We start from the raw sequence: 23,813 nt of genomic DNA on the forward strand, positions 1-23,813 counted from the left end.
GTACCGTTATCGGGGGCAAGCCTCCTCCCACATTTGAATCGAGTTTGTTCTAGTTGACCGGGGTGTTTTCTGCTTGGCTGGTGCGGCGTTTGGCCTTGGGTTCCAACGCCTGTTGGCGTTGCTGCAACGCCTCGAGCAAACCAAAGTCCTGCGGGAAGTCATCGACCTGGATGCCGTGGTCGGCGTATTCCACATAACGCGCCAGCACGGCCTCTTCGTCTTCGCTGATCAACGCCAGCGCGCGCGCCTTGACGCGCCAGGCGCTGAAGGCCGTGGCGGAAATCGGCATGGGTTCGAGCAAGCCTTGCTTGATTGCAGGCTTGAGCCGCGCGTCAATCAGCTCCACCTGCGGCAACAGCCGGAAGCCCAATTCGCCATAGGCCAGCTTGTCGATTTCCGGACGTGGGATGTAGGAGTTGGCCAGCAAGCGGTCGCGGGTTTCGCCCGGGGTCTGCACCACGTCGGCCACCTGGGCCAGCAGGCGATCCGAGGGTTTGCGCAGCGGGATGCCGAACGGAAAACTCAAGCCACGCACCACCGCGGCCGCGGCTTTCGAGGGGTAGTTGTCGAGCACTTCGGCCAGCGCTTCATGGGCGCGCAGCAACGCGTCCTGCGCCGCCCAGTGCACCAATGGCAGGTCGGCCTGGGGCCGGCCGTCATCCTCGAAGCGCTTGAGCACGCAGGAAACAATGTACAGCTGCGACAGAATATCCCCCAGGCGCCCGGTGATACTTTCCTTGCGCTTGAGCGCGCCGCCCAGCACGCCCATGGACACGTCCGAGATCAACGCCAGCACCACCGACAGCCGATTGGCCTGACGATAGTAGGAAGCGAGCGCCGGGTCGGTCTTGGCCGGAGCGGAAAGCAGCCGCCCGCCGGTAAGCGCATGCACCGCCGCGCGTACGGTATTGGCCAGCACAAAACTCAGATGGCCGAACAAGGCGCTGTCGAAGGCTTCCAGGGCTTTGCGCCGGTCGGGGTTGCGCGCCGCTTCCATCTCGCGGAACACATAAGGATGGCAACGGATCAGGCCCTGGCCGTAGATGATCAGGCAGCGCGTCATGATGTTCGCGCCTTCCACCGTGATGGCGATGGGGCTTTGCTGGTAGGCGCGGGCCAGGAAGTTATTCGGCCCCATGCAGATGCCTTTGCCGGCGACGATGTCCATGCCGTCGTTGACGATAATCCGCGCGCGCTCGGTGACGTGGTACTTGGCGATGGCCGAGATCACCGAGGGTTTCTCCCCCGCATCCAGAGATGCGACCGACACCTTGCGCACCGCATCGCAGACATACAAATGCCCGGCCATGCGCGCCAGCGGCGCCTGCACGCCTTCGAACTTGCCGATGGGCAGGCCAAACTGTTTGCGCATCGCCGCGTAGGCCGTGGTCCCGCGCACCGCCACCTTGCCCAGGCCGACGTTGGCTGATGGCAAGGAGATCGCGCGGCCAGCGGCCAGGCATTCCATCAACATGCGCCAGCCGTTACCGACTTGCTCGCGGCCGCCGATCACCCATTCCAGCGGTATGAACACATCCTTGCCGGTGGTAGGACCGTTCTGAAACACCGCGTTGAGCGGCCAGTGGCGACGGCCGCTGTTCACCCCCGGATGGGCCGTCGGGATCAGCGCGCAGGTGATGCCCAACGAGCCGGGTGCGCCCAATAATCCCTGCGGGTCTTCGGCGCGAAACGCCAGGCCGAGCACCGTGGCGATGGGGCCGAGGGTGATGTAGCGCTTGTCCCAGGTCATACGAAAACCCAGCACCTCCTCACCTTCGTGGGTGCCTTTGCAAACGATGCCCAGGTCGGGAATCGCCCCGGCGTCGGAGCCGGCGTACGGGCTGGTCAGGGCAAAACACGGGATGTCTTCGCCCCGCGCCAGGCGCGGCAGGTAGTAGTTGCGCTGGGCGTCGGTGCCGTAGTGCAGCAGCAACTCGGCCGGGCCGAGGGAGTTGGGCACCATCACCGAAATCGCCGCCGCCGAGCAGCGGGTCGATAGCTTCATCACCACTTGCGAGTGCGCATAGTGGGAGAAGCCTTTGCCGCCGTACTGCTTGGGAATGATCATGCCGAGAAAACCGGCGTCCTTGGTGTACTGCCAGCCTTCGGGGGACATGTCCTGCCAGACCTGGGTGGTTTCCCAGTCATTGGCGATGTCACACAAGGTTTCCACTTCGTTGTCGAGGAAGGCTTGTTCCTCGGCGCTCAGGCTCGCCGGCGCGGCTTGCAGCAGGCGCTGCCAGTCGGGTTTGCCGCTGAACAATTCGGCGTCCCACCACACGGTGCCGGACTCGATGGCGGCGCGCTCGGTGTCGGACATGGCCGGCATGATCGTGCGAAACAGACCCAGGGCCTTGCTGGTCAACAGACTGCGGCGCAGGGGTTTGATCGTCAGCAACAGCGCCGGCAATACCACCAGCACAGCCGCAACCGTGGCGCCGAAACCTTCGACCACGTTGAACAGGTAACCCGCCGCCAGCCAGATCAGGCCAGCGCCCAACCACAGGGTCGCGGCGGCTTGTCGATACGCCAGGGCAATCGCAGCTGCGAAACCCACCAATAACCAGATAAGCATGGGGATACCTCTACTCGATTCAGGGCGTGGCCTGTACCTGGCAAGTCGAAATAACCTGCGATGTAAAACCACACTACAAACTTGGAAAGCCAAATTCAAATTTTGTTTTGAAATTATTGTTTAATGCTTTGGCGAAAAAATACCGGGCTGAAGGGGTCAGCCTGTTCAAAAGATTCGAAGGCGCTTTTAACCGCGTAACTGAAGGTGGATGGATGGGTGAAGGCAACAAGATGCGCTTGATACCTTCCCCATCAGCGTCGGTATAACGTCAGAACGCGTAAGTGGCCGACAGACTGACCACATCGCCCGACGACTCGGCCTTGCCATTCAGGCTCGCCCCGCCAAGACGATCGACGTTCTGGGTTTTCAGCTTGACCTCTTGAACGAACTGATGGGAGTAGGCAACGTCAAGACTCAAACCCTTGACGGCCTTGACGTCATAACCGGCACCCAGTGACAGAAAGGTACGGTCGCCGTCTGGAATCCGCGGGTCACGGGTGGAATTGCGCGTGGGTGTCTGGTCAATGGCTACACCCGCACGCAGCGTCAGTTCATCGGTGGCGCGGAAATCACCACCCAGCGAGTACATCCACGTGTTTTTGTAGTTGTAGGGAATGGAGACAATGGTTGAACCACCGGAATTGAGCGTCAGGTCTTTAAACGACGACCACTCTGTCCAGGCGATACTTGCACCCAGGGTAAAACGCTCATTGAACTGGTGCACCCAATCCAGGCCTGCAGTGGCCGGAATGTCCAGGTTAACGCTGGCATGGGCACCGTCGGGATGCAGTTCCAGCCCCGGATACGCCGTACTCACCAACGTACCGCTGCCGCCGAACGGGTTGGGTTGTGTCATGAGATTGTAGGAAAATTGATCGGCATAAATGTTGTACTTGCCGGTCATCTTGTTTTTGATTTTGGCGTGATAGTTCAAGCCCAGTGTGTCTTTATCCGTAGGCTTCCAGACAATACCGGTAAACCAGCCGGCCGAGACGTTATCGACCTTGACCCGCATCAGTGCACTGCCGACATCCGAAGGGAACGTGATACCTCCCAACTCGGAATCAGACACCGCGGCCGCTGACAACAAGTCGATATTCTGGCTGACGAAGCCCTTGCTGTGCTGCACGATTACGCCGCCACCGATGGAAAACTGGTCGTTGACCTTGAACGACAAGGACCCGGTCAAACCTACGGTCTCGATTTTGGTATCCACTGCAAAATCCCGCAGTTTCGAATCTTGATCCCACGTGGATCGCATGCCTTGGGGCACAACCTGGCTCAAACCAAAGGCAAACCGGTCGCCTATAGGCATCACCATAAAGCCGGTCGGCAGCCAGGCAGTAAAACCACCTTCGCCACCGTCGTTGTTGTTCACGGTAGTCGCCGTCCCATCCGGGAAGCCATCAGGCCCCAGTGGAGTACTGGTGATCGGGTTACCTTGATAATCGTTGGCGTCGCCCTTGTACTTGATTTTGATGCGCGCGTAGTCGACGGTAAATTGCGCAACGTTACGGTCTACAAACGCCATGGCCGCCGGGTTGTTGTAAGCGGAACTGGGGTCGTTCTTAAACAATGAGCCCCCCGCAAATGCCCTGCCCCAACCGGGGGCACCGTAGGTGGGCGTTGAAAAACCACCAGCCTGTACAGGCGCGGCAACCATCACCCCTCCCATCAATGCCAGCCCCAGCAGAACCTGTACCTGTTGTTTCTTATTATTCATACGGCACTCCTTATTGTTATCTCACTGAGCCGGACCCAGCCGGTTCGTCTTGCTGCTCGGTTCATCTCGGCCTGCAGATATCGCCTAAAAGGGGAAACTTGCGCCTACGAGGGTTTTCAGCGGTTTCACGGTTTTCCTTTTCCTTCTTATGAAACCTGCAACCCTGCCGCCTTAAACAAGCGCCTCACGTGAGGCGCGTGTTTATTACGGGTGATCAGCCCTTTCTGGAGTTATTGCCTCACGGAACGATTGTCAGACCCGGCACCGTGACGTTCAGGGTCTGAATGGTGCAGTTTTGACTGCCGGAACCGGTGGTGTGGCCCGTCAAGGTCTGACCGGCGATGGCCAGTGAGTTGGTGCTGTTATTCCAGGTCCCGTTAATGGTGTTGGCACCGCAATCGGTCGCTGGGAACAACAGGCTTTTCGCGATGGTGTAACCGACGCCGGATACGGTGCCCGTTGTCAGGCTAGTGGCCGTCAGTACCCAACCTGGGCTCGGGATGTTTTTCAAGGTGGGCAAGCCGCACAGCCCGCCACCGGTGAGCGACGCGGAGGAAATAGTCGCCACCCCACCTGCCACGGTACCGGAGAAGGTAATGCCGCAAGTCACCGCCGCACCAAAGGAAGAGGGAGACTGCACAACGATAGTGCCGGCCGATGTAGTGAATGGGCCATTGGGAGAAATGCTCACGGCATTCGCCATCGAAGCAGCGCCCATGCAAACAGCCAAAGCAGACAACGATACGAGGGTTTTCAAACTTTTCATTGTTATTCCTCACATGTTATGGCGAATTCATTTCGCCGGGGGTAATGGCCATGAACGAGAGGTCACGGTGAAACACAGCAGAACTTCCCTTTCCAGCCAAATCTCAATGCATTTACCGCACTAACATTTATCGATTACTCAACCACTTTGAAGTTGGGCGGCATCTTGATCGACACCGTCTTGATCTTGCAGTCTTCGCCAATTGGCACATTCGCGGCTTCCAACTTGCCGGTGGCGTTATCCCACGTGCCGTCGGCGGTGGACGGTCCGCACTTGCCGCCTAAACCAAACGCATGAACATCCACGCTGATCTTCGACATAGAGCCGCTCTTGGTATCCTTGGCAACTAATACCCACGGCAAATTGATGGCTTCGACCCGGCTGCACTTTAGGCCGCCGTCGAACTCAACTGTGTCGACATTCACGGATGAGCCATCGGCCGCGACTTTGCCGGCCACCTTGATGGTGCAGTCGGCGCTGATCAGTGCGCCTTTGGAAAAACTGATCGGGCCTTGGGCGGTAAACGCGCTGCCGGCCGGCTCGATGCGGGCGGCCTGGGCCTGGTGATAGGCGATCAGGCCCAGTGCGGCCAACAGGATATGGCTGGTGAATTTGGCAGGTGCTTGCATGGTGTACGTCCTTCCCTTTAATTATTTTTGTTCGGGTCAAACAACTTTCTTGCAACTTTTTCAGTAAATTCGGGGCGAAACAGTCCGCGTAGCACATAGGCCCCGGCACACCGATAACGGGTTACTTCAGATCAGAATGGTTTGGCGCTATTGCTGTACTTCTCCAAATACTTTAAACGCTGGGAAGGTTGAAGATTGGTCAGGCTGATATCCCCGGCGTAGTGGTTCAACACTCTGTGGTCCATGCGTCGGCGCCATAAGTAAGGTACATAGGCCCAGACAATCATGCTCGCGTAGCCATAGGGAAGTTGCGGCGATTCATCAAAGTGGCGCAACGACTGATAACTACGCGTGGGGTTGGCATGGTGATCGGAGTGCCGTTGCAACTGGAACAGAAAAATATTGGTGACAATCCGGTTACTGTTCCAGGAATGCCGTGGCGAACAGCGTTCATAACGTCCGTTGGGCAACTTCTGGCGTTTAAGCCCGTAGTGCTCCACATAGTTCACCACTTCCAGCAGCGAGAACCCATAGATGCCCTGGACGATCAGGAATGGAATGACCGCCGCCCCGAGCCACGCAATCATCGCGCCCCACAACACTACGCTGTACAGCCACGCACTGAGCACGCCGTTCTGCCAGTGCCAGGCCGGCAGGCCAAGTTTGCGCAGACGCTCGCGCTCCAGGTTCCAGGCCGAGCGCGCGCTGAACCACACCGAGCGCGGCAGAAAGGCCCAGAAGCTCTCGCCCAGGCGCGAGCTGGCCGGGTCTTCCGGGGTGGCAACGCGCACGTGATGACCACGGTTGTGTTCGGTGTAAAAGTGCCCGTAGAAGGTCGGCGCCAGGGTGACCTTGGCGAGGAACACTTCGAATGCATTGGGCTTGTGCCCCAACTCATGGGCGGTATTGATCGCAATGCCGGTGGCGGCGCCGGTGGACATGGCCATGCCCAGGTAGGTAAACCAGCTCGGCTCGCCGTGCAATTGCGTGCGGGCGGTGATGTAACTGGCCGCGTGGGACAGCCAGCTCGACGGCTCCAGGTTCGCCGCCGCCTGCACCAGGCCACCCTGGATGATCCAGTCGATACCGCCGGCGGCCAGCCAGCCGGTGATCACCACCGAGGAGATCACCAACACCACGCCGGTGTAAACGATCCAGCGGTAGTAGCGTTGCGATTCCAGGTGGCTCACGGCGGATTCGGGTGGGTTGCTCACGTCTTCCCCGAGCAGGCCGTCGATCAGCGGGATCAGGCCGAAGATCACCAGTACGCCGACCCACCACAGTTGCTGGATACCGGTGCTGATGGCCAGGGCGCCGGACAACAGCGGCGTGGCCAGCGGCATGATGCCCAGCCACCACAGGTGGCGCTTGCCGTCGGTCCATACGCCTGGCGCTGCCAAGGTCTGATTCATGGCAGCCTCCGGATGAGGCGGCTTGGCAGGGACACAAAAAACAGGTTCAGGGAGCGCTGAATGCTCCGGGAATTCAACCATGCGATAAAAGGCGTTGTTTTCATTTTTATTCGCTCTTAGGCATTTCAAAAATCATTTCAAAACAAATATTGAAATATTTTTTTAAATAAATAGCGCGGAATCGTTAGGTCGTCAACTACTTTTTCGAGGCCTTTTTGCCGTGACCGAGCAGTCTCTTTTTCAGCCGTTTGGTCAGGTCTCTAGGGCAAGCATTTCGGACGTACGAACCCGCAATAGGGCCCAGGATTATTTGCTCGCCAGGGCAAACGGTGGGTGCAGCAGCGTGGCGGTTTCCGTAGGCCGCACCCGCTTGGCCAGGTGCTGCACCGCCTCCACCACACGCGCCGTGGCGGTGATCGGCAGCATATGCCCGCGCCCCTCCACCACCTGCAGTTTCAGGCCTGGCACCTTGTCAGCCAGCGCCTGGCCGTGCGTGCGAAAGTCCAGCACCCGGTCCTGCGCGCCATAGATCAGGCCGATGGGCAGGGTCAGTTGCGGATAGCGCTTGACCATGCCCGGCAGGTCATCGTTGACCAGGGCGATCTCACTGGAGGCGGCGTAGAAATTATCGGGCCGCATGCCCAGCAGCCCACCGCCACGGGTGGCGAAATCCTCGGGGGCGGGGTCCGGCGCGAACACGCCCTTGACCACCGCGCGGCGCGTGAGCAGGCCGATGGGCACCGTGAGTGTGTGAGCCACCCAGCGGCGCAACCAGGCCGGTCGCACCGCCAGCGACCAGAACACCACTGGCAAGGTGGGTTGGGGATGGGTCAACGGCGCCACCAGCACCAGGCCCGATACGGCGTCGGGATGGTCGAGGGCCAGTGCCAGCGCAATTGCCCCGCCAAGGGAATGCCCCAGCACCAGCGGTTTATCCAGGCCCAGGGTGTGGATGAAGGCCGCCACTTGCCGCGCCTGGGCCGGCAGGTCCGCCGCGGTGCGTTTATGTCGCGTGGAATAGCCCGACCCCGGGCGGTCAAGGGTGATCACCCGAAACTGCTCACGCAATTGCCCGGACAAGGCATAGGTCAGGTTGCGACTGCTGCCCATCAGCCCGTGGATCATCACCAGCGGTGGGCCTTTGCCCTCGTCTACATAATGAAAGCGCTCGCCGTTGACCTCGACGAAGCGCCCGTTGCCGGGAACCCTGGCTTCAATGCGCCGCGTCATCCAGCGACTGAACCCCCACAGCACAGCGCTGACGCCGATAAATACCGCCGCAGCAATCACCCACTCAACAGCCATAGCTCGGTCCTCTGCTTCCCTGCCGCTGGCGGCCTGACCGGTATTGATCAAGGCCTCAGCACATCGCCCAACCCTGGACCTAAACTTCGTGCATGCCCTGCTATCCGTCGGACAAGTCGCACATGAGGAACCGTTGACTAGCGTAGGCGATATTTTCAGGTAGATTATTTAAAATCTTTTTTAAAATAATTAATTCATTTTTCCTTTGCAATGGTGTTCTATCTAAAAGACACAACAAAAACCGGAGGCACACTCGATGCCCGATTCAATCGACATCGCCATCATCGGCTCAGGCTTTGCCGGCCTGTGCATGGCCATCAAACTCAAGGAGGCCGGGTTCAGCGACTTCTTCATCGCCGAGCAGGCCGACACCCTCGGCGGCACCTGGCGCGACAACCACTACCCGGGTTGCGCCTGCGATGTGCAGTCCCACGTGTATTCGTTTTCCTTTGCGCCCAACCCGCACTGGACGCGGCAGTTCGCGCCGCAAGCGGAAATCCGCGCGTACCTGGAGCAATGCGCAACGCGCTATGCGCTTTCGCCCTACCTGCGCTTCGGCATGGGCCTGCAGCGCGCGGTGTTTGATGAGCTGCAGCAACGCTGGCAATTGAGTTTCAGCGATGGCCGCCAGGTGAGCGCGCGGGTGCTGGTGTCGGGCATGGGCGGCCTGTCGCGCCCGGCGCTGCCGGATATTCCGGGGTTGGAGAGTTTCAAGGGCAAGCGCTTTCATTCCCAGCAGTGGGACCATGACTATTCCTTGAAGGGCAAGCGCGTGGCGGTGATCGGCACCGGCGCCAGTGCCATTCAGTTCGTGCCGCAGATTGCGCCGCAGGTGGCGCACCTGGACCTGTTCCAGCGCACCCCGCCGTGGATCATGCCCAAGCCCGACCGTGCGATTTCGCCGGCCGAACGCTGGCTGTTCAAACACCTGCCGTTCACCCAGCGCCTGGTGCGCGGCGCCTTCTACTGGGCGCTGGAAGGCCGCGTCGTCGGGTTTGCCTTGCACCCTCGGCTGATGAAAATGGTGCAGAAAATCGCCCTGCGCCACCTGCGCAAACAAGTGGCCCGTCCTTCCCTGCGCAAGACCCTGACCCCGGACTACACCATCGGCTGCAAGCGCGTGCTGATTTCCAATGACTACTACCCGGCGCTGTCACGCAGCAATGTCGCGGTGGTGACCGACGCCGTGGCGCGCATCGAAGCAGACGGCGTGATCACCGCCGACGGCATCAAGCACCCGGCCGATTGCCTGATCTTCGGCACCGGCTTCCAGGCCACCGATCCCCTGCCCCGCGACTGCATCATCGGGCGCAATGGCGTGGACCTGATGGACACATGGCACGACGGCGCCCACGCCTACAAGGGCACCACGGTGCCGGGTTATCCCAACCTGTTTCTGATCGTGGGGCCCAACACCGGCCTGGGGCATAACTCAATGATCCTGATGATCGAAGCGCAGGTGACCTACATCCTCGACGCGCTCAAGCAGATGCAGCGCCATCGCATCACTGCCGTCGAGGTCAAACCCGACGTGGAAAACGCCTACAACCAACGCCTGCAAGAACAGCTCAAACGCACCATCTGGAACACCGGCGGCTGTCAGAGTTGGTACCTCGACCCGCGCACCGGCAAGAACACCACCCTGTGGCCCGGTTCCACCTGGCGCTTCAAGCAGGTGACCCGCCAGTTTGCGCTCAAGGACTATGTCGCCAACCTGCTGCCGATCGACTCGCCCGCACGTGCGGCGCCGGTCCCCCACGCCAACGCAGAAGGAAGCCTGTCATGAAGTCATTCAACGGTCGCGTTGCGGCCATTACCGGCGCCGCCTCCGGCATGGGCCGCGCCCTGGCGCTGGCCCTGGCGCGGGAAGGTTGCCACCTGGCGCTGGCGGATAAAAACCGCCAGGGGCTGGAACAGACCCTGGCGCTGATCAAGTCTTCGACCTTGTCGCCCGTGTTGGTTACCACGCAGGTACTGGATGTATCCGACCGCCAGGCCATGGAAGACTGGGCCGCGCGCTGCATGGCCGAACATGGCCAGGTCAACCTGGTGTTCAACAATGCCGGGGTGGCCCTGTCGAGTACCGTCGAAGGCGTGGACTACGCCGACCTGGAATGGATCGTCGGCATCAATTTCTGGGGCGTGGTGCATGGCACCAAGGCCTTCCTGCCGTATCTGAAAGCCAGCGGCGACGGGCATGTGGTCAATACCTCCAGCGTGTTTGGCCTGTTTGCCCAGCCCGGCATGAGCGGCTACAACGCCACCAAGTTTGCCGTGCGCGGCTTTACCGAATCCCTGCGCCAAGAGCTCGACCTGCAACGCTGCGGCGTCTCGGCCACCTGCGTGCACCCGGGCGGCATCCGCACCGATATCTGCCGCAGCAGCCGCATCGACGCGAACATGACCGGCTTTCTGATCCACAGCGAGCAACAGGCCCGCGCCGACTTCGAAAAGCTCTTCATCACCGACGCCGACCACGCCGCCAAAGTGATCCTGCACGGCGTGCGCAAAAACAAGCGCCGCGTACTGATCGGCCGCGATGCGTACTTTCTCGACCTGCTCGCCCGTTGCCTGCCGGCGGCCTACCAGGCCCTGGTGGTGTTCGCCAGCAAGCGCATGGCGCCCAAGCCGCGCACGCCAGTGTTTGAAACCAACGACGAGCCCCGCCTCTGAACAGGAGCACGCACTATGTTGCCGATTCGCCGCGACATTCATTTCGACCTGCCCGCCGAACGCATCAAGAATTGGCACGAGCAGGGTCCGTTCATCACGCATTTCTTCAACGCGCTGTCGCTGTTGTTTCCCCAGGGCGAGCTGTTTTTCATGGACAGCGTGCGCCACTACCGCCAGCGCATCGACGATCCCGAATTGAAAAAAGAGATCCAGGGTTTTATCGGCCAGGAGGCCATGCACAGCCGTGAACACGTGGCCTACAACGACCTGCTGCAAGCCGCCGGCCTGCCCGCGCATACGCTGGATCGGCGGCTGAAATTCATCCTCGACCTGCAGAAAAAACACTTCGCGCCATCGTTCAACCTGGCGATCACCATCGCCCTGGAACACTACACGGCGATGCTCGCGGAAATCCTGTTGAGCGACCCGTCGCGCTTCGGCGATTCGCTCAAGGGTTACCAGCAAATGTGGTACTGGCACGCCCTCGAAGAAACCGAACACAAGGCCGTGGCCTTTGATGTGTGGAACACGGTGATAGAGCCCGGACCCAAGCGCTACCTGCTGCGCACCGGCACCATGCTGACCACCACGGTGTTCTTCTGGCTGGTGGTGCTGGACTTCCACCTGCGCCTGCTGATTGCCGACCGCAAATCGGGTGGGCACCTCAAAGGCTTCTGGCGCATGCTGAAATTTCTGTATGGCCCAAAGGGCGTTTTCCCACGAATGCTGCGGCCGTGGCTGGACTACTTCAGACCCAGCTTCCACCCCTGGGACCACGACAACCGCGCGCGCCTGGCACGCATCGACAGCCTGGTGGCCGACATCGAACAGACCCGGCGCAGCTACTAAGCCTGCGCCAGCGCCGCGCGTTCACGCACGAAGCCTTGCACCTGATCGCCCGGCAGCGCCTTGCTGAAATACCAGCCCTGGATAATCAACTCGGCGCCGGTATTGAGGAAGGCCAACTGCTCGGCGGTTTCCACGCCCTCCACCACCACGCCCAGGTTCAGCGCCTCGCAAAAGCGCAGGATGCCGGTCATCACCTGGGCGCCCTTGGGGTCGTGCTGGGCCACCACGAAACTGCGGTCGATCTTGATAAAGTCCACCGGGAATTGATGCAGGTAACTCAAGGCCGAAAAGCCGGTGCCAAAGTCATCGATATACACCTTGGCGCCGATCGCTTGCAGCTTCTGGATGATCCGGCGCGTGGCCTGGCTGTCGCTGACCAGCGCGTCTTCGGTGATCTCCACCGACACCTGCCCATGGGCCTGGGCCAGGATTTCCACCAGGCGCTCGCCATAGGCGGCGTCGGTCAGGGTGGCGCTGGAGATATTGATGGTCATCGGCAAGGCAAAGCCGAGTTTCTGCCACTTCAGGTATTGGCGAACCGCCTCGGACGCCACCCACACATCCACATCCGGCATCAACCGCGCCTGGGCCAGCCACTGCAGGAATTCCCAGGGCGAATGCACCGTGCCGTGGGCATCGCGAGCGCGCATCAAGGCTTCACAGCCGGTGCACAGCCCGGTGCGGGTCGACACCTGCGGCTGGAATTCGAGGTAAAACTCATAGTCGCTGATCTGCTGGATACGGCTCATTTCGGTGGCCTGGCGCGCCAACGCCTTGTGGGAGGCGAGCACCGGGTCCAGCTCGCGCAGCCGGCCCTTTTCTTCAAGGCCACGGAAGGTCATGTCCAGGGACTTGAGGTAAACCGTGCCGCCCTCGGTGGCCTGGCGATGGATCGCTCGCACGTAAGGCGCATACACCAGGGTGCCCAGGCCCAGCAGCGCCACTTGCAGCGCCACGGCCGCCAGGTCACCGTGGGTACTCAGGTAAGCATTGAGCAGCACCGGCGAAGTAAACGGCACACTGGCCACCGCCGGCGACACCCAACCCATCTGCACCACCGTCAACGCGAGCATGGCGTTGATCGCCGGCACCAGTAGAAACGGGATAAACAGACGCGGGTTGAGAATGATCGGCAAACCGAACAGCAGCACCTCGCTGACGTTGAACAGCGACAGCGGCAAACTGGCGATCGCCAGCAGGCGCATGGGCTGGCTCTTGGAAAACAGCAGGATCGCCAGCAACAGGCACAACGCCCCGCCCGACCCGCCGATAAACGCGAAGCTGCCCAGCAAGCCGCTGTTCAACAGGTATTTGATCGGCTCACCCGCCGCCAGCGCCGCACCGTTGAGCACCACCGCCTGATCCAGCACATCGAACAACGGTTGCATCGCGTACACGCCGTGGATCCCGAAAAACCACAACAGCGAATTCATCAGCGTCACAAACAGCCCGCTGCCATAGGGCGAATCCAGCGCGCCCAGCACCTGCGGCCCCTGCAACTGCGCCACGTAAGGCACCTGCAACAGCAGCGACAGCACCACCACCAGCGCCAGCGCAGTGATGGCCCCAGGCACCACCATGTTGATCGTGCCCCGCAGGTTTTGCCCCACAAGGTCCTCATTGACCAGCCGGGTCCAACGGTAACGGTGCAACCAGGCGATGGCCGGCACATTCAGCAGCGGCGACGCAATGGCGATAAACAGCACGAAGGTCGCCGACGCCCTTGGGTATTCACGCAGAATAAACGTCGCCACCACCACATGGGCCAGGCACAGGAACGCCACCGGCAATTGCGGCAAGCGATACTGGATCGCCAACATGTAGCCAATCGAAGCCGCCACCAGCAACGGGATCACCGAACTGATCTGGTTGTGCAGCCCGGCCAGAAAGGTCACCACCGCAGGGTCGAAGCCCAGCACCCGGGCGAATTCGGACAGGATCAGAAAACCCGCCGACACCAACAGGCACGGCAGGATCCACAACAGCCCCTCGCGGATCGCGCGCAACGATTCGGTGCTGGCCAAGGCGGCCAGGCGTTGCGTAAAGAAAAGCTTGAACAGCGTTTGCGCCATGACCGTCCCTCTGCCCATCGCACTCTGCCTTGGTAGGCAGGGTCGGAAACACCGGGGCTAACGCTACACGTCCTGGCACCGGGAGCGAAAGCCTTTTGCCACCTGCCACAGTGAATTTTCAGCAATGGATGACAGATGATTCGCCTGTTTCTCCAAATAGTTGGATTTTCTGACCTGGGCCACTGCTTGAATCTGCTTCAATAAGTACTATCGGCGGGTTAAGACGCACCCGAACCCTACCGTCAGGAACCGCCATGGAGGCCACCTCGATATGCAAAACAGCTCGCTGGAACTGGCCTGGGTACTGGGTGCCTATCTGTTATTGTTTTTGCTCAAGCCGATACGCGCCGGGATCGACCGGCGCCTGCGCAAACGCGCGCGTCGCAAGGCCACAAACCGCGCCTGAGCCCACTGAATCTGGAGTACACATTTGTCACCACCTGGCGATAACCACCAACTCGCGCTGGACCGCTTCCTCACTGAACATCCCGAGGTGGCCAGCGAACTCGACAGCCTGAACCCGCTGGCCGCCCAGGCCCGTGGCGAGACTCTGGCACAGTACCGCGCCGAACGGCTGCATGAAGCCTTCGAAGCCCACGCCGAACGCCAAGGCCTGTTTGCCTGGGAACTGACGCTCAAGCTGACCGCTGAATCCCCCGCAGCGTTTGCAGCCCAGCGCCTTGAAGTGCATAGGGAAGTGGCGCAGATGGCCGGCTTGAGTTGGGAAGAGTATTGCGAGTTGCATGATTTGCCCCGCTGAGCCCTGGGCTAAAGGAACCAGCGGCGTCGCGGTTCGCCCAGTGCTTCGCGCAGCTCGGCGACGGTAATGCATCGGTGTTCCGGGTCCCGGACCAAGGCCGAACGCAACGCCGGCCAACGGTGCCTGGGCAACTGACGCGGCCTGGGCAATGCCTGGTTAGGCGACGGCTCTCCGGGGCGCCCGCCTTGAGCCAATTCGTACAGCACGCAGGCTGCGCCATACAGGTCGGCGCTGGCCGACAGCGCCCCGCCGGCTATCAGCTCCGGCGCCGCATACGCAGGCGTCCAGGCGTTCAAGCGGTTGCGGCTCAGGCCCGGTAACCCGGCCGCCGCCTGTGCCTGCGCATGACCCAGGCCAAAATCGAACAACCGTAGCCCTTGCTCGCCCAGCAGCAGATTGGCGGGTTTTATATCGCCATGGAGCACGCCTTGCCGATGGGTGCAGGCCAGTGCATCGAGGAGCTGCAAGGCCAGCGGCTGCAACTCGTGCCAGGGCAACCCTTGCGGGCATTCCATGAGCAAACGATCCAGGGTCATGCCATGCATCAGTTCCATGGTGAAGAACGCCAGCTGGTGCTCGATATCGACGTCGAAGGAAAACGCTCGCACCACATGCGGGTGCTGCACGCTACGGGTCAGGGCAAATTCGCTGTACAGCAACACATGGGCGTCGGGAGACGCGGCAAACGTTGCACCCAACAGCTTCAGCGCCACACTGGCATCGGGTTCGCCGAAGGCTTCATGCAGCAGGTCCCGGGCCCGATAGACCACGCCCATGCCACCCGTGCCAAGTATCCGCTCCAGCCGATAGCGCCCGCCAAGCAGCGTCGGCGGGCTCGCCGCCGGGGTCATGGCGGGTGCCTCATTGCGCGCGCTCATTTCTGAATCACCACGGCCGTCAGGTCGTCCCGCGCCGGCCCGTGCAGCACGCTGGCAAACAACCGGTCCACCACCTGCCTGGGCGTTCCCACGCTCATGGCGATTCCCAGTTCGCGATGGCTGAGGCCTTGGTAAAGACCGTCGCTGCACAACAAAAATACGTCCCCGGGGTGGACACTCAACTCCAATACCTCAAGGCTCAGGGGCTGCGGCGCGCCAATCGCGCGGGTCAAGGCCTTGGCACTCGGGTGCGCCCGGGCCTGCTCCAGGCTCAACTGCTGCTGGTCCATCAGTTGCTGCTGCAGGGAATGGTCACGCGACAGCTGGTACAGACGCTGCCGTCGCCACAGATAACAGCGGCTATCCCCCGCCCAAATGCACGCTGCGCGGCGATCCTCCAGCAACAGCGCAACCACGGTACTGCCCATGATGCCCGCCAGGCGGTCGCCGGGCTGCAGCTGCCCCAGGCCCAGTCGAGTGTCCAGCCCGCGCAGGCAGCGGCGAACGGCCTCGATGCGTTGATCGAAATCACCGCCGCCAGGCAATGCGGCCAGGCTGCTGACCACCGATTGGCTGGCGACATCCCCCGCCTGGTGCCCGCCCATTCCATCGGCCACGGCCCAACAGCCGCGCTGCGGGCAATCGAGGAACGCGTCTTCGTTGCGCGCCCGCCGCGTGCCTTGCAGCGTGCGCCCGGCACTGCGCCACAGGCGTAGCTGGCTCACAGCTGCTCCGGCAGGCGGAAGGTGCGCCATGTCGCCATCTGGAACGGGCTGGGGTTGCGTTGGCTGGTGAGCAGGTAATTGGCCCGCAGGCCGGCGAGGTCAGCCTTGAGGATGTACGCATCGCGGCCGCTTGCCGCCTCGCTCTGCATCAGGTCAAAGAAGCGGAACAACGACCAGTCGCCGCTGTTTTTCTCGATACCCAGCGGCCGCTGCTCTGCACTGCGCTCCAGCACCAGGCTGCTACGCCCGTTGCCCGTATCGCTGGGCCACTGAAAGGCCATAGGCACGATCGGGCCATGCCGGTATTCCAGTTGCTGATCGCCCACTTGCAGGATCGACCGGCTGACCGCCTGATCCAGGCTGTAGGGCGCCAGCGTAAAGCGCACGGCCCACTCGCCCTGGTCCTCGGTGAAGAACCCTTGGCGAATGGTCTGGGCCTTGGTCAGTTGCTCCAGCAGCACGCGCGACATCGGCAAGCTGCGGCCATCCAGGGCACGCAATCGATAGCGGTTGCCTTCGGCGCTGACAAACGGTCGCAGGTACGCCTCATAAAAGCGCGCCATGGCGCCCTGAGGTTTGAAAAACGCCTGGAAATCCCCGAGGGCGACATCACTTGGCGCATGCGCCTCGAACGGATAACGCCGCTGGATCGCCTTGTTGTAGAAACCATACACCTCACTTTGGTAACGCTGGTTCACATGCACATAAGCGTCATCGAGCAACTGGCGCCAGGTGTCGTCGGCGATCCCTTCGAACCAGCCCTTGAGCGGCAACGGCAAGCGCGCAGCGGCATTGCGCAGGTTGCTCAATACAGGCTGCTGGCCCTCCATGCGCGCCTTGACCAGCCTGAACGCGGCCTGCTCAGGGGGACTTTCGCGGTTCAGCGCGAGCAATTGCAGATGCAACTCATCAAGCACGCGCATTGCCTGGGTCAAGTCGGCGCCGGGGTTCTGTTCTTCATCGAGCAATTGATGCAAGGGTTCGAAGCGACGCTGTAACGCTCGGCGAGCACCATCCGGCGCCGCCTGGCCCGGCAACTGCTTGATCAACGCGCCGACGGCCGCCACACCGGCCTCGCCGACTTCGCCGGCCTGCTGGCCCAGCGCCTCCAGCCGGCCCTGGGTGGGTACCAGCCGGGTGTTTTCACGAATCTGTTGCAGCAATTGCACCAAGGCTGACTGGGCCGACGTCAAACCCGCAAGGCGGTCGGCCCCCTGCTCCAGGCTGTCACTTTCCTGCAACCGGACGCGGCCCAGGGCCTGGCTCCAGGCCTCGGCGTAATCACTGAAATAGCGCTGTTCCAGTTCCTGCATCAAGCGGCGCAAATCCATGGCGCTGAGGTCAGTGCCTTCCCCAAGCACCCAGTTGTCCTGGGCAATATCGTTGACCAGACGCGGGCCCTGCGTTTCGAAATACTGCAGATATTTCTTGGTGTAGAAACCCGGGATGGGCGGTTCAATCCGCGAAAACACCTGCCCCTCTGCCAGGCGAAAAGGCTCCAGGCTGCGGGCTTGTTCGCGCAGCGTCCGATAAACCACCTCGGCCAACGACTCCCCGCGCAGCACCTGCCGAGCCTGGGCCACCAAGGCATCATTCAAAGGCGCCACGAACGGCTGCTCCAGCAAGCGCGCAAGGTGGTTGCTCAAACGGCTTTGCGCCGAGGTATCCGCAGCAAAACGTGTGGACCAGAGGCCCGCCATGTGCTCCGCCAACCAGGTGTTGTCGCGACGTTCGCGAAGGTTGAGCATCAGGTACGCACGCAAGGTATCCAACAGCCGTCCACGGTCGCCAAGGTGGGCGCGAACCTGTTCTTCGAGCAGCGTTTGCACCTGCGGCAGCAACTGCTGGCGCAGGCTGTCTTCATAGGCGTTCGCCAGCGACGGGCGACTCACCTCGCCCTGATACAAACCGGCCCGATCCACCCAACGTACCTGCGCCTCTGGCGCAAACACCCGGGTGGCTGCCAGGCGGTTGTCCAGCGCCGGCAACAGCGCCAGGAGCGCGTCCGCACCGGGTTGAGCCGGCGGCTGGGGGTTGATCAATGCCTGCAGTTGCACCAACCGTTGATGATTGAACGAATAGCTGTGCGCCCATAGCCCCGCCGCAGTCCCGATGACCAACGTGGCAGCCAGCGCCAACAGCCCCTGGCGGCGCCGCAGGCGTTGGCGCTCTGGCGTCTGCAGGCCGGCAAGGTCGGCCTCGGCAAAAATCACCCGGCTGAACAAGCCCTGGACGAACTGCGCGCCAGTATCACCGGCCTTCGTACTCGTCAGGTAAAACCCTCGCAAACCGTTGATACGCTGATAGCGATGGGCAGAAAACGCCGACTCGACAAACAGGCACAAGCGCTCACCGATACCCGCTGCCTGGCGCGGGAAGTCGAGCATGCGGCCACGGCGCTCGACGTTGCGTTCCTGGTGCAGGCGCGGAATCAACTCCACCCCCAGGCGTTGCAGCAACGCCTCGAAGGCCTCGCGCACCTGGGCAGTTTCGGCGTCGACCTTGCCCACGACCAGACGCCCTCCCAGCACTTCCTCGGCGCCGTCACCCTGCTGCGTGTCAAAGAACTCGGCGAACCCGGCCAACCGGTCAGCCTGGGTCAATACCAGATACACCGGCACATCCACATGCAGCGTCTGCTGGATGTCCTGCAAGCGGCTGTGCACATGCCGCGCGTGGAGTTCCAAGTCATGTTCGTTACCGGCCAGCAGCGTCTCCACCGACAGCGTCACCACCACGCCATTGAGCGGGCGCATCCGGCGCCACGACTTGAGCAGCCCGAGCAAGGTGGTCCACCCCGCGGCGTCCACCGCTCGGTCAGGCTGCACCAGGTAACGCCCGGCAGTCTCTACCAGTACCGCTTCGTCGGCGAAATACCAGTCACAGTAAGCGGTTGCGCCCGCAGGTAACGCCTCGACCCGGTCGAGCGGGAACTGCAAGCCGCTGGCCGCCAACAACCGCGTCTTGCCACTGCCCTGCTGCCCAATCAACAAGTACCACGGCAACTCGCTGCGCCAACGCTCGCTTCGTTCACCGTAGCGGCGTGAGGTTTTCAGGGTCTGCAGCGCTTCCTTGAACCGCCCCCGTACCTGCCGTTGTTCGTCGTTGACCAGGCTTTGGCGTTGATGCTGCGCCTGGTGTTCAGGTTGGTCGAGCCGCGCGGTACGACGCGCGCCCACGACCACCATCGCCAACCCCCACAGCAGGAACAGGCCGCTGATGGTCAGCAAACGGGCCGTTGCACTTTGCCAGAATCGATAGTCATCCACCGCCAGCAACGGCCCGAAAAACCACACCAGCAACGCGCTGGATAACACCAGCAACAGGCTCCATACCCAAATTTTGCGCAGCATCGTGCCCGCGCCCTTGAAGAATGCGTTCATTCATTGCTCCCAGCGTTACAAGGGCGTCTGAGCCTGGTCCGACGCCAAAGGTTGAAAAGGTTGCAGCACCGTCATGCGCTCGTTGCTCAATACCCAGGCAAACCCTGAGTAAATCGCCAGCACACAGGCCAGTCCGAGAATGACCACCCACGTGACGGAAAGATTGCGTATGCGGGTACGCCGCGTCTTGCCCGGGCCTGGTGGCGCAGTCATCGACAGCCGGTCGCCGCGCACATGCCTGATCTGTCGGTACAAGGCATCGCGTACCCCTTCGAGTTGCACCCCGCCGCGCTCCATGACGCGGTATTTGCCTTCAAACCCCATCGCCAGGCACAGGTACATCAGCTCCAGCATGGCCACGTGTTTGACGGGATCGCGGGACAGACGCTCCAGCAACTGGAAGACCTTTTCGCCGCCAAAGGTCTCGTTGTGAAAGCGGCTCAACAGGCTGGTCCTGGGCCAATCGCTGCGACTGCCCCACGCCGTGGTCACCACTGCCTCGTCAATCACGCTGCACAACACGTAACGCGCCGACATCACCTGCCCCGCCTCGGCCCCCTGGTGCTGGGCCTGGGCTTCAAATGTGGTAATGCCGGATGACAACCGGTCATTGAGCGCCTGCAGGTTTTCACGACCGGAACTGGACTTGAGCTGGACCACCTGCGACAAGAGTTCCCAGGCCGCCGCCACCAGGATGTTGGGGCCCATGTTGAAGCTGTGCGCGCCCTGCAATCGGGCGGTGTAGATCATGCGGTCTTCCAGCTGCTCGAACCGCGGCGGCGACGGGAAGTCAGTCACCGCGCCCTGCGCCGGGGCGAACCCGTCACGGTCAAGCAGCACGGTTTTCTCGTCCTGCGCGTATTCACTGTCCATGGTCATGGCGTTCAGTTCCTGATAGCCCAGAAGTTGAGTTGCAGCTCGGCAAATTCGCCGCTGGCATGGAAGGCAAAACCACCCGATTGCTCCAGCTGCGTGATGTCACGGGCACTGAGTTCGAGCATGAAATAGGTTTTGCCGGCGTGGAATGGAATCTGTCGCGGCGCCACCGGCAGTGGCTTGACCCTGATACCCGCGAGATGCAGGTTGACCAGCTCGCGGATGCGCTCCACGGTGCCGATCTTGAGATGCGCCGGCAGGCGATGGCGCAGCTCTTCGGAGTCACACTGCGCGGTTGCTGCGAGAATGAACGTCGCCGCTCCGAGCAGTTTCAGATCACTTACCGGGCAGACCAGCACGCCGTACTGGCGCTGCTGCAGCGGCAATTCAATGGCGTGCTGCTCCAGCACCAACGACAGCACGGTGCGAATGCCGCCCATCAACCCGCGAAAGCTCGCGCCCTGATCACCATGCTGGTAATGCACCGCAAGTTGCGCGCGTTTGTTGTCGGTGGCGAACGTCGACAATTCGCCGAGCACCGACAGCAGCGCCCGAAACACGGCTTCCGGGCGCACCTGGGCCTGGCTCAGGTAGTGACGCAACGTCAGTTCGACACGGTTGATCAGTTGCAGCATCAGCAGGTCGCCGACCTGCGCCCCAGCAGACGTGCCGGTGCCTTGGATGCGCGCGGCAATCGCATCGCCACGGGTGGCCAGCAGGCTGGTCACTTCCTTGACACACGACGACACATACCCCGAACCCTGGAGGTAGATAAACGTCGGCACGAAATCCGAATCCAGCTTCACCCCGCCTTCACGGGTCGACTCCAGCACCTGGGCAAGCTGCAGTTTCACGTAGTAGGGGTCATTGGGATGCTCGCCCACTACCAAGCGTAGATCCGGGCGCGCGCAGTTGACCTGGCAACGGGAGTCGGCACCAGCGTTGGAATCGCCAATTTCGGTTTCATACGCCACATAGCGCGCGAGCACGTCGCTCTGTTCCGGCCGGCGCGCTTCAACCTGATGCTCGGTGGCCAACGGCAATGCCAGGTAGACGGCCTGCCCCCCGGCGTTAACGGGTACCTGCAGCACCAGCGGCTCCATCGCGCCGCTCAGCTCGAACAGGCTGCCGTCCGGTAACACGCCGCTGGCCTGGGTGACCACCACCTTACCCAGGTTGAGGTACTGCACGTCGACTTCAAGGGTCAGAAACCCCCAGGCGTCGCTGCCCAGAAGGCGACTGCGGTTGAGTTGCTGATGGTAGTAGCGGTCGTTGTGCTGCAAGTGCTGGGGGCGCAACAGCATGCCTTCCTGCCAGATGACGTTATGGGCTTGCATTTCAATCCTCCGCCTTGCGGGTGTCCGGGTCGGCAATGCGAATACCGGTCTGGTCCAGTACCAGGTTGGCTTGTGTGCGCTGCCCGGCGGTGACCGGCAGCACCAGCCGCCATTGAACCTGGGGCAGATCGCGGTAAGCCGCCAGCACACCGACATAACGGCTTTGCGGTTCGACACTGAGCTTGAACGCCAGCCGGTCGCCGGGGCGCATCTCCAGTTCTTCGCTGCTGACCCAATCCTTGGGCAGCGTTTGCTCGGCCCGTGCATAGAGGCTGAAAAAGTCGGCGTTCTCGAAGGCCACGGGGTGGCGCAGCTCAAGCAGGCGCACTACCACGGGCGAGGGGCGGCCATGCAGGTCCGGGTTGACCTCGTCACTGGCCGTCAATGTCAGGTCCAGCTTGGTCAGGGACGAAAACGGTGAAAGGCTGCTGCAACCGACCAACAGGCCCAGCGCTACCAGCATTGATGCAACGGTGATTCGATACATGAACATCATCCCGGGTAGGCGGCGTGCAGGGTGGAGACCAGGCGCACCTGCTCCTCGTAGGCTCTGGCAAAATCGTCGCGCAACAGCTGCTCGCTCAGGGACGCGTCGTCATTCAACCGGCGGTAGTGACGCTGGTACGCACGCCAATGGGCACCGTCGCCAGCGAACCGGCGCGGCTTGCCCTCGCGCTCGAAGCAGAGCAACAGATGGCCTGGGGCAAAGGCCGCCAGCGCGCTGCGCACAGCAGCACGGCAGGCCACCACCAGGGCCAGTTGATGGACCTGCAAGTCCCGACACGCCTGGGCGACCGCCCGTTCGGCGCAAAGCGGGCCCGACGCGTCGGCCGCCAGCAGTGACGTCAAGGCCACTTGGGTATCGACGCAATCCTTCAATGGGTTCGGGCTGCTGAGTGCCGAGGTACTCCAACCCAGGCCCACCTCGCTGTTCAGTTCGTCGCGGGTTCTAAGGCTTTGCTGCAAACCTTCGACGGTTTGCCTGAACAGGCCCGCCACCTTGATCGCCAGGGCTTCGCGAGCCGACATATCAAACGTGTCCAGGCCCATGCCCAGCGCTTCGCCGAACTGTGACCAGAAGGTTTCGGGGGCTGACGGCGCAGCCGCGACGGGAGCAGCAGGCGCCCCCTCGCGGACCGGCTCGGCCCACTCCGGGACGACCACATGGTCGCGGTCCACCGTCGCGTGATACAGGGACTGGTCGCTCGCATGCGCCGACGTGTTCAACGCGTCCAGTGCTGGCGATGATTCGCCGCGTCGTTGTTCGTGATCCAGTGCCTCAAGGGGGTCAAGCCCCAGAAATGCATCATCGGGAATCGTGTCACCGGGGGCGAATCGATGCCGCTCATGCGTCAACACTCGGGCACGGATATCCATCGAACCGAGTTGGTACACCTCACCGTCACTGATCAAGCGGGCCTGGCCTTTACGCAGGCGTTCCGCACTGCCTGAGACACCAATGCCATTGCTGCTGATATCGGTCAGAAAGTAGCGGCCGTCCCGGTAGCTGACCAGGCCATGGTGGCTGGAAACCAGGCGCCGGGGATCGGGGATGATCCAGTCACACCCCATCCCACGGCCGATGACGCCGCCGACGCCATCAAAGACCTTGCGCGCCGATGGCTCACCAGGCGCGCAGTCACACACTTCAAAGATTAATTGCATCGCAGGGCTCCCCTGTTCACTGGCCGCGACGGGGCGCCTGGGGGTCACCCAAGGGTCGGTAGTCAGCATCATCAAACACGTAATTGGCGTTACAGCCACCCAGCAAACACAGCACAAGCAGCACGGCGTGCCACGGACGAAAAAACATCAGGTATCTCCCAGGAAAATAAGGTGTCCACGCGCGC

The 23,813-nt window shown here is 61.8% G+C and carries 21 protein-coding genes; 6 read left to right on the plus strand and 15 right to left on the minus strand.

Annotated elements, in window-relative coordinates; translation table 11 throughout:
- Window positions 1-49: 49 nt before the first annotated feature.
- Window positions 50-2,575 (minus strand): acyl-CoA dehydrogenase, encoded by a 2,526-nt coding sequence (locus AC0IYH_RS16885; protein ID WP_471835255.1) that lies wholly within the window; start codon window positions 2,573-2,575, stop codon window positions 50-52.
- 26 nt (window positions 2,576-2,601) lie between these two features.
- On the opposite strand from AC0IYH_RS16885, the gene AC0IYH_RS16890 reads away from it, so the two are divergent.
- Window positions 2,602-2,841, plus strand: a complete 240-nt coding sequence (locus AC0IYH_RS16890) for a hypothetical protein (protein WP_471835257.1) — start codon at window positions 2,602-2,604, stop codon at window positions 2,839-2,841.
- 2 nt (window positions 2,842-2,843) lie between these two features.
- Here AC0IYH_RS16890 and AC0IYH_RS16895 read toward each other — a convergent pair whose 3' ends face one another.
- From AC0IYH_RS16895 to AC0IYH_RS16915, 5 genes are all read right to left on the minus strand, one after another.
- The gene (locus AC0IYH_RS16895; RefSeq protein ID WP_471835259.1) at window positions 2,844-4,298 is read right to left on the minus strand and encodes an outer membrane protein transport protein; all 1,455 of its coding nucleotides are present in this window, start codon (window positions 4,296-4,298) and stop codon (window positions 2,844-2,846) included.
- Window positions 4,299-4,536: 238 nt separating this feature from the next.
- Window positions 4,537-5,064, minus strand: coding sequence for an alkane oxidation protein activator PraB (gene praB / locus AC0IYH_RS16900; RefSeq protein WP_116628974.1), 528 nt, complete (start codon window positions 5,062-5,064; stop codon window positions 4,537-4,539).
- A 134-nt stretch (window positions 5,065-5,198) separates the two neighbouring features.
- On the minus strand, window positions 5,199-5,693 hold the full coding sequence (gene praA, locus AC0IYH_RS16905) for an alkane oxidation protein activator PraA (protein WP_116628973.1): 495 nt from the start codon (window positions 5,691-5,693) through the stop codon (window positions 5,199-5,201).
- 131 nt (window positions 5,694-5,824) lie between these two features.
- The gene (locus AC0IYH_RS16910; protein WP_471835261.1) at window positions 5,825-7,105 is read right to left on the minus strand and encodes an alkane 1-monooxygenase; all 1,281 of its coding nucleotides are present in this window, start codon (window positions 7,103-7,105) and stop codon (window positions 5,825-5,827) included.
- Between the two features lie 306 nt (window positions 7,106-7,411).
- Entirely contained in the window at window positions 7,412-8,410 is a 999-nt protein-coding gene (locus tag AC0IYH_RS16915; RefSeq protein ID WP_471835263.1) for an alpha/beta fold hydrolase, read from the minus strand.
- Window positions 8,411-8,666: 256 nt separating this feature from the next.
- Here AC0IYH_RS16915 and AC0IYH_RS16920 point away from each other — a divergent pair, with 256 nt between their 5' ends.
- The 3 genes from AC0IYH_RS16920 to AC0IYH_RS16930 are packed head-to-tail and all read left to right on the plus strand — an operon-like array spanning window position 8,667 to window position 11,932.
- Entirely contained in the window at window positions 8,667-10,196 is a 1,530-nt protein-coding gene (locus AC0IYH_RS16920; protein WP_471835265.1) for a flavin-containing monooxygenase, read from the plus strand.
- Complete coding sequence (locus AC0IYH_RS16925) at window positions 10,193-11,083, plus strand: SDR family NAD(P)-dependent oxidoreductase (RefSeq protein WP_471835267.1); 891 nt, start codon at window positions 10,193-10,195, stop codon at window positions 11,081-11,083. The genes AC0IYH_RS16920 and AC0IYH_RS16925 overlap by 4 nt, the downstream gene beginning before the upstream one ends.
- A 15-nt stretch (window positions 11,084-11,098) precedes the next feature.
- Window positions 11,099-11,932, plus strand: coding sequence for a metal-dependent hydrolase (locus AC0IYH_RS16930; RefSeq protein WP_471835269.1), 834 nt, complete (start codon window positions 11,099-11,101; stop codon window positions 11,930-11,932).
- Here AC0IYH_RS16930 and AC0IYH_RS16935 read toward each other — a convergent pair.
- Entirely contained in the window at window positions 11,929-14,004 is a 2,076-nt protein-coding gene (locus AC0IYH_RS16935; protein ID WP_471835271.1) for a PTS sugar transporter subunit IIC/EAL domain-containing protein, read from the minus strand. The two genes, AC0IYH_RS16930 and AC0IYH_RS16935, sit on opposite strands and share 4 nt — an antisense overlap.
- A 271-nt stretch (window positions 14,005-14,275) precedes the next feature.
- On the opposite strand from AC0IYH_RS16935, the gene AC0IYH_RS16940 reads away from it, so the two are divergent.
- On the plus strand, window positions 14,276-14,410 hold the full coding sequence (locus AC0IYH_RS16940) for a hypothetical protein (protein WP_277420871.1): 135 nt from the start codon (window positions 14,276-14,278) through the stop codon (window positions 14,408-14,410).
- A 24-nt stretch (window positions 14,411-14,434) separates the two neighbouring features.
- Entirely contained in the window at window positions 14,435-14,764 is a 330-nt protein-coding gene (locus AC0IYH_RS16945) for a DUF6388 family protein (protein ID WP_116628966.1), read from the plus strand.
- An 8-nt stretch (window positions 14,765-14,772) separates the two neighbouring features.
- Here the strand turns inward: AC0IYH_RS16945 and AC0IYH_RS16950 are convergent, their stop codons facing one another.
- Genes AC0IYH_RS16950 through AC0IYH_RS16985 form a run of 8 tightly spaced genes read right to left on the minus strand, consistent with a single transcriptional unit; the run spans window position 14,773 to window position 23,776 of the window.
- The gene (locus tag AC0IYH_RS16950) at window positions 14,773-15,615 is read right to left on the minus strand and encodes a serine/threonine-protein kinase (protein ID WP_471835355.1); all 843 of its coding nucleotides are present in this window, start codon (window positions 15,613-15,615) and stop codon (window positions 14,773-14,775) included.
- Between the two features lie 23 nt (window positions 15,616-15,638).
- A complete protein-coding gene (locus tag AC0IYH_RS16955) occupies window positions 15,639-16,367 on the minus strand; it encodes a PP2C family protein-serine/threonine phosphatase (protein WP_241092247.1) in 729 nt (242 codons plus the stop codon).
- A complete protein-coding gene (gene tssM, locus AC0IYH_RS16960; protein WP_471835272.1) occupies window positions 16,364-19,750 on the minus strand; it encodes a type VI secretion system membrane subunit TssM in 3,387 nt (1,128 codons plus the stop codon). The genes AC0IYH_RS16955 and tssM overlap by 4 nt, the downstream gene beginning before the upstream one ends.
- Window positions 19,751-19,765: 15 nt before the next feature.
- Window positions 19,766-20,629 carry a type IVB secretion system protein IcmH/DotU gene (gene icmH / locus AC0IYH_RS16965; protein WP_471835274.1) on the minus strand — a complete coding sequence of 288 codons (864 nt, stop codon included), beginning with the start codon at window positions 20,627-20,629 and terminating at the stop codon, window positions 19,766-19,768.
- Window positions 20,630-20,634: 5 nt separating this feature from the next.
- A complete protein-coding gene (gene tssK, locus AC0IYH_RS16970; protein ID WP_116628962.1) occupies window positions 20,635-21,963 on the minus strand; it encodes a type VI secretion system baseplate subunit TssK in 1,329 nt (442 codons plus the stop codon).
- A gap of 1 nt (window position 21,964) precedes the next feature.
- Window positions 21,965-22,450 (minus strand): type VI secretion system lipoprotein TssJ, encoded by a 486-nt coding sequence (gene tssJ, locus AC0IYH_RS16975; protein WP_116628961.1) that lies wholly within the window; start codon window positions 22,448-22,450, stop codon window positions 21,965-21,967.
- 5 nt (window positions 22,451-22,455) lie between these two features.
- On the minus strand, window positions 22,456-23,628 hold the full coding sequence (tagH, locus tag AC0IYH_RS16980; protein ID WP_471835277.1) for a type VI secretion system-associated FHA domain protein TagH: 1,173 nt from the start codon (window positions 23,626-23,628) through the stop codon (window positions 22,456-22,458).
- A 16-nt stretch (window positions 23,629-23,644) separates the two neighbouring features.
- Entirely contained in the window at window positions 23,645-23,776 is a 132-nt protein-coding gene (locus AC0IYH_RS16985; RefSeq protein WP_116628959.1) for a type VI secretion protein, read from the minus strand.
- Window positions 23,777-23,813 lie beyond the last annotated feature (37 nt).

It is taken from the genome of Pseudomonas sp. AC463 (assembly GCF_979253585.1).

Coding starts and splice junctions, on each gene's coding strand:
- AC0IYH_RS16915 (WP_471835263.1), bottom strand. CDS start 8,410: ATGGCTGTTGAGTGGGTGATTGCTGCGGCGGTATTTATCGGCGTCAGC.
- praA (WP_116628973.1), bottom strand. CDS start 5,693: ATGCAAGCACCTGCCAAATTCACCAGCCATATCCTGTTGGCCGCACTG.
- AC0IYH_RS16985 (WP_116628959.1), bottom strand. CDS start 23,776: ATGTTTTTTCGTCCGTGGCACGCCGTGCTGCTTGTGCTGTGTTTGCTG.
- AC0IYH_RS16895 (WP_471835259.1), bottom strand. CDS start 4,298: ATGAATAATAAGAAACAACAGGTACAGGTTCTGCTGGGGCTGGCATTG.
- AC0IYH_RS16950 (WP_471835355.1), bottom strand. CDS start 15,615: ATGACCCCGGCGGCGAGCCCGCCGACGCTGCTTGGCGGGCGCTATCGG.
- AC0IYH_RS16930 (WP_471835269.1), top strand. CDS start 11,099: ATGTTGCCGATTCGCCGCGACATTCATTTCGACCTGCCCGCCGAACGC.
- AC0IYH_RS16885 (WP_471835255.1), bottom strand. CDS start 2,575: ATGCTTATCTGGTTATTGGTGGGTTTCGCAGCTGCGATTGCCCTGGCG.
- tssK (WP_116628962.1), bottom strand. CDS start 21,963: ATGCAAGCCCATAACGTCATCTGGCAGGAAGGCATGCTGTTGCGCCCC.
- praB (WP_116628974.1), bottom strand. CDS start 5,064: ATGAAAAGTTTGAAAACCCTCGTATCGTTGTCTGCTTTGGCTGTTTGC.
- tssM (WP_471835272.1), bottom strand. CDS start 19,750: ATGAACGCATTCTTCAAGGGCGCGGGCACGATGCTGCGCAAAATTTGG.
- tagH (WP_471835277.1), bottom strand. CDS start 23,628: ATGCAATTAATCTTTGAAGTGTGTGACTGCGCGCCTGGTGAGCCATCG.
- AC0IYH_RS16940 (WP_277420871.1), top strand. CDS start 14,276: ATGCAAAACAGCTCGCTGGAACTGGCCTGGGTACTGGGTGCCTATCTG.
- AC0IYH_RS16925 (WP_471835267.1), top strand. CDS start 10,193: ATGAAGTCATTCAACGGTCGCGTTGCGGCCATTACCGGCGCCGCCTCC.
- AC0IYH_RS16910 (WP_471835261.1), bottom strand. CDS start 7,105: ATGAATCAGACCTTGGCAGCGCCAGGCGTATGGACCGACGGCAAGCGC.
- AC0IYH_RS16935 (WP_471835271.1), bottom strand. CDS start 14,004: ATGGCGCAAACGCTGTTCAAGCTTTTCTTTACGCAACGCCTGGCCGCC.
- AC0IYH_RS16920 (WP_471835265.1), top strand. CDS start 8,667: ATGCCCGATTCAATCGACATCGCCATCATCGGCTCAGGCTTTGCCGGC.
- tssJ (WP_116628961.1), bottom strand. CDS start 22,450: ATGTATCGAATCACCGTTGCATCAATGCTGGTAGCGCTGGGCCTGTTG.
- icmH (WP_471835274.1), bottom strand. CDS start 20,629: ATGACCATGGACAGTGAATACGCGCAGGACGAGAAAACCGTGCTGCTT.